Origin of the sequence: uncultured Flavobacterium sp. (assembly GCF_963975005.1) — a bacterium.
Classification (GTDB): Bacteria; Bacteroidota; Bacteroidia; order Flavobacteriales; family Flavobacteriaceae; genus Flavobacterium.
In genome coordinates, this window is record NZ_CAXBFR010000170.1 from 1 (window position 1) to 4,773 (window position 4,773).

The 4,773-nt window shown below is 30.5% G+C and carries 5 protein-coding genes; all 5 read right to left on the reverse strand.

Features of this window, described 5'->3' with window-relative positions; all coding sequences use genetic code 11:
* A partial coding sequence (locus tag AACZ53_RS13875) for a heavy metal translocating P-type ATPase (RefSeq protein WP_339839666.1) occupies positions 1 to 2,203 on the reverse strand: 2,203 nt, incomplete at its 3' end.
* A gap of 1 nt (position 2,204) precedes the next feature.
* Positions 2,205 to 2,681 (reverse strand): DUF305 domain-containing protein, encoded by a 477-nt coding sequence (locus AACZ53_RS13880; protein ID WP_339839668.1) that lies wholly within the window; start codon positions 2,679 to 2,681, stop codon positions 2,205 to 2,207.
* A 108-nt stretch (positions 2,682 to 2,789) separates the two neighbouring features.
* The gene (locus AACZ53_RS13885) at positions 2,790 to 3,653 is read right to left on the reverse strand and encodes a DUF3347 domain-containing protein (protein ID WP_339839670.1); all 864 of its coding nucleotides are present in this window, start codon (positions 3,651 to 3,653) and stop codon (positions 2,790 to 2,792) included.
* Positions 3,654 to 3,747: 94 nt separating this feature from the next.
* Positions 3,748 to 4,122, reverse strand: coding sequence for a hypothetical protein (locus AACZ53_RS13890; RefSeq protein WP_339839673.1), 375 nt, complete (start codon positions 4,120 to 4,122; stop codon positions 3,748 to 3,750).
* Positions 4,123 to 4,193: 71 nt separating this feature from the next.
* Positions 4,194 to 4,773, reverse strand: a 580-nt coding sequence (ccsA, locus tag AACZ53_RS13895; protein WP_339839676.1) for a cytochrome c biogenesis protein CcsA, incomplete at its 5' end; no start/stop codon positions are given.

A 4,773-nucleotide genomic window follows, 5' to 3' on the forward strand; every position in this document is an offset into this window, starting at 1 on the left:
GAGCTAATGCTGGAGCATCATTTATACCATCACCAGCCATAGCTACAATTTTTCCTTGAGCTTGCAGTTTTTTTATGTATTCTAATTTGTCTTGAGGCAAACAACTTGCTTTAAAATTCGTAAGATTTAATTCAGAAGCAACGGCTTTGGCTGTATTTTCATTATCACCCGTTAACATGATAACTTCTACATCTTGACGTTTTAATTCTTGAATAGCTTCAAAACTTGTCTTTTTAATAGCATCAGTAATCGTGATATAACCTACTACTCTATTATCAATAGCAATATAGGAAACCGTTTTACCCAATTTTTGTTCCGAAATTACCTCTTGCTCAATACTTGAAATATCAATTTTTTCTTGTTCTAATAATTTCTTGTTTCCTAAACTTATTTTCTCCTTTCCAATGAAGCCAACAACTCCTTTTCCGGTAACGGATTCAAAGTTATCTACTTTAGAAAAAGAAACCTCTTTTGATTTAGCAAAGTTAATAACTGCTGTAGCTAAAGGATGTTCACTGTTTTGATTTAAAGAAGCTATTTTTCCTAAAACTTCCTTTTCATCTCCATTTTTTACTACAATTTTCTCTACTGATGGTTTTCCTTCTGTTAATGTTCCTGTTTTATCTGTGATTAACACGTCAATTTTATCCATTTTTTCTATGGCTTCAGCGTTTTTGATTAAGACCCCTAACTTGGCTCCTTTACCTACTCCAACCATAACAGACATTGGTGTTGCTAAACCTAATGCACAAGGACAAGCAATGATTAAAACTGCAATAGCATTTACAAATCCGTAAACCAATTTAGGTTCTGGTCCAAATACCCACCAAGCAAAAAAGGTAATAACAGAAACAAGAACAACAATGGGTACAAAGTATTTAGCTACTTTATCAACTAAATTCTGAATAGGTGCTCTTGAACGACTAGCATCAGAAACCATTTGAACTATTTGTGATAGTAGTGTTTCTGAACCTACTTTTTCAGCAATCATTAAAAACGATTTGGTTCCGTTTATAGTTCCAGAACTTACCAAATCTTCAGTATTTTTATCTACTGGAATAGGTTCTCCTGTAATCATTGATTCATCAATCGTACTAGTTCCTTCAGTAATTTTTCCGTCAACTGGAATTTTTTCACCTGGTTTTACTCGAAGTATATCACCTTTATTAATATTATGTATGGAAATTACTTTTTCTTGTCCATCAACCACTAAAGTTGCTTCCGTTGGTGCTAATTTCAATAATTCTTTTATTGCTCCACTAGTTCTGCTGTGTGCTTTTGCTTCAAGTAATTGCCCTAACAAAACTAAAGTCAATACAACAGCTGTTGCTTCAAAATACAGATGAACCGTTCCTTCTGATGTTTTAAATTGATCTGGAAAAACATCAGGAAAAAGCAAACCAATAATACTAAATACAAAGGCAACTCCTGTTCCAATTCCGATTAAGGTGAACATATTTAAATTCCTATTAATTATGGATTTCCAAGCTCGTTCAAAAAACATCCAACAAGCATAAAATACAACTGGAATGGTTAAAATAAATTGAATCCAATTCCATTTTTCTAAATCCATCAATTGGTATAAAGGATTATTTGGAATCATATCTGACATAGAAATAATAAAAACTGGAATACTGAAAAGCATCGCAATTTTCATTTTATGCCAAAGCTTATCATATGTCTTATCTTCTTCGGAATCAGTTGGTTCCATAGGTACTAAATCCATTCCACAAATAGGGCAACTTCCTGGTTCATCTCGAATTATTTCAGGGTGCATTGGACAAGTATATTGAGTTGAAAAGATATGAGTTGGTTCTTTTACCAGATCCATTCCACAAACAGGACAATCACCTGCCTTATTATAGACTTTGTCGCCTTCGCAATGCATCGGGCAATAGTATTTTCCGGGTTGATTGCTGTGTTGGTTTGATTTGTGTTCATTTTTATCTGTGGAACAACAAGCTGTTTTTGGTACACTTTGTGAATGAGAATCAGGCAATGAAATTTGATATTTACTGTCTTTTCCTCCTAAAGCATTTTGTAGATCATCAAGTTCAACATGTTTTGACATTTCAATTATAGCCTCACTTTTTTCTTTAGAAACTTCAACTTTTGTTATGTTTTTAACTTTAGACAAATCCGTTTGAACTTTATTTTCACAACCTGAACAAGTCATTCCGTTGATAGTATATTTATGTGTCATTTTATTTGTTTTCTAAACGATTGATCATTTCTTTCATTTGCTTGATTTCTCTTTCTTGTGCAATGATAATATCATCAGCCAATTTTTTAACTTCTGAATCTTTAAAATCTACATTGCTACTAGTCATTATTGCTGATGAATGATGTGGTATCATAGCTTTCATCCATTGTACATCACTAATTGGAGTTTGTGTTCGCAATAAATAAAGCGTTCCAAAAAATGTAAAAGCAGCAAAAGCAATAATTCCTAAATTAATTTTACGAATAGGATACATTTTCCACATAAATAACAACATACTAATTGCCATGGTAGCTATCATTAAAGTTGTCATATAAACACGAGTTAAACTGTTTATAACATGATCGAATTCAGCAACATTTAAAAACATTACTAGATACATAATGACAAAAGATACAGCCATTATTAATGCAAATTTAGGATATGGGTTTTGATTTTTGTTAGTGTGATTTGTTTCCATATTAATTCTGTTTTTGTAGTTGATTAAATATAAAAAAAGTAAATAGAAACTAGTTTAAAGATTAAATGAGATTGTTATATAATTCACATAACAATCTCATAATGAAATCTATTTGATAGTTTCAACCACTTTTCCACAACTTAGCATCTTAGAACCGTAATAAGGGTTTTTAACTTCATTTTCTTTACTCAACCAATTAGCACCTTTTCCATCATTTGCCATTGGACAATGTTGAAAATAAACTGTTGTTTCGGCTTTAGAAACTTTGATTAATTTGTAGATATTTTCAGAAAGTGTATCAAATGCATCTCTTTGTTTTTTAATATCAGTACTTTGAGAGATTATAGTTGCATCATCTTTTAAATCTTTCATGACTTTCATCCAAACCATGTGAACATCCATTTTCAATTCGCCCATTTTAACTACATCTAATGAAGTCAATAATTCCTTAGCTATTGCAGATGCTTCTTTACCATCAGTTTTTACTAAAGCATCTTTCACTGCAAAATAGTTTTCATAAACTGCATCCAATTGATTTACATTTTGTGTTTCTGATGATTTCATTTCGTTATGATTTGCCTCCATCTTTTCTTCCATATTTGCTTTCATTTCTTTTTTTACTGGAGATTTTGCCTCTCTTTCATATTGGCAACAACCAGGAAGCTTATTGTATGCATCATCAGGAGCTAAAAAAGCATCACTGTCATAACCTGCTAAAGCTATTCGTTTTAATATTTCATCTTTATTAGTTGCCTTTGTATCAAAAATTAATGTTGCCATTTTTGTTTCTTTATCCCAATCTACTGAAGAAATGTTTTTGATATTTCCTGCTTTTTCAATTGTTTTTTGGCACATGCCACAGTTTCCATAAATTTTAACTTGTTCTGTTGTAACATTTTTAATTTGTGCGTAACTTGATGTGAATGATACTAACATAACAGTCAGCATCAATATTTTTTTTATTGATTTCATTTATATAATATTTTAAATTATTTGTAAATAAACTATTGCTCATTAGTTAAAAATCCAATGAGAATAAGCCATAAGATTGGCTATACAAAAACATTTAGCTTATTTTAGGAGGACACCAAATACTAAAATAGTGTGTAGGAATATTTTTTTCTAAATAGAAAAAATTTTCTTTTTTAGAAACAATTCTTTCTATTGAAGAATTAATTTTAAAGGAAAGAATAGGTATTATACTTGAAAATCCTGGAGCGAAACTACAATTTGTATTATTACAACTGCCATCACATGATTTCTTTTTAGAATTGTTTTTTTTACAACAAGACTTTTCAACTTGATTATTTTCTTGTTGAGAATCTTTAGTTAATTCACAACAAGCTTTCTTAGTTGTGGTTTGATTTGAAGAATTACATCCATAAGAATCTACTGGTTTTAATAAAAAACCGAAAAATAGAATAAAAAGTAAGTAATTCATTTTAATCATATAAACCAAATTTACGAAAAAAAATTTAGCTAATGAATTTTTTAAGAAATCTTTAATGTAAATTACTTTTTATAAAATTTTCTGTACTTAACAAGTGCAAAAAAGGCTATTACCAAAACAATTCCTAAAATATAAAAATAATATGTCACGTTTTGTTTTTCTCCTGAAGCATAAGAATGCATTCCACTTAAATGGAAATTCACACCAAAATAGGTCATTAAGATTGATGCAAAAGCTAAAACACTCATAAAATTATAAACCCATAATCCTCTCAATGCAGGAACAAATCTAGCATGAATCACAAAAGCATAAATCATAATACTAATTAAAGCCCAAGTTTCTTTTGGATCCCATCCCCAATATCTTCCCCAACTTTCATTGGCCCATTGACCACCAAGGAAATTTCCAATAGTCAACATTACTAATCCAACTGTTAAGGCTAATTCATTAATATAGGTTAATTCTTGAATGCTTAACTTCATTCTTTCTTTATTCTTTTCTGTTGTGAAAATCATTAGGAATAAAGCAACTAATCCAAGCATCATAGCCAAAGTAAACGGCCCATAACTGGCTACAATTACAGCCACGTGAATCATTAACCAATAAGAATTTAAAACCGGTTGTAAAGTACCAATTGTTGGG

Bases quoted from the DNA above. Each gene is read 5' to 3' on its own strand.
- AACZ53_RS13885 (WP_339839670.1), bottom strand. From the start codon at position 3,653: ATGAAATCAATAAAAAAAATATTGATGCTGACTGTTATGTTAGTATCA.
- AACZ53_RS13880 (WP_339839668.1), bottom strand. From the start codon at position 2,681: ATGGAAACAAATCACACTAACAAAAATCAAAACCCATATCCTAAATTT.
- AACZ53_RS13890 (WP_339839673.1), bottom strand. From the start codon at position 4,122: ATGAATTACTTACTTTTTATTCTATTTTTCGGTTTTTTATTAAAACCA.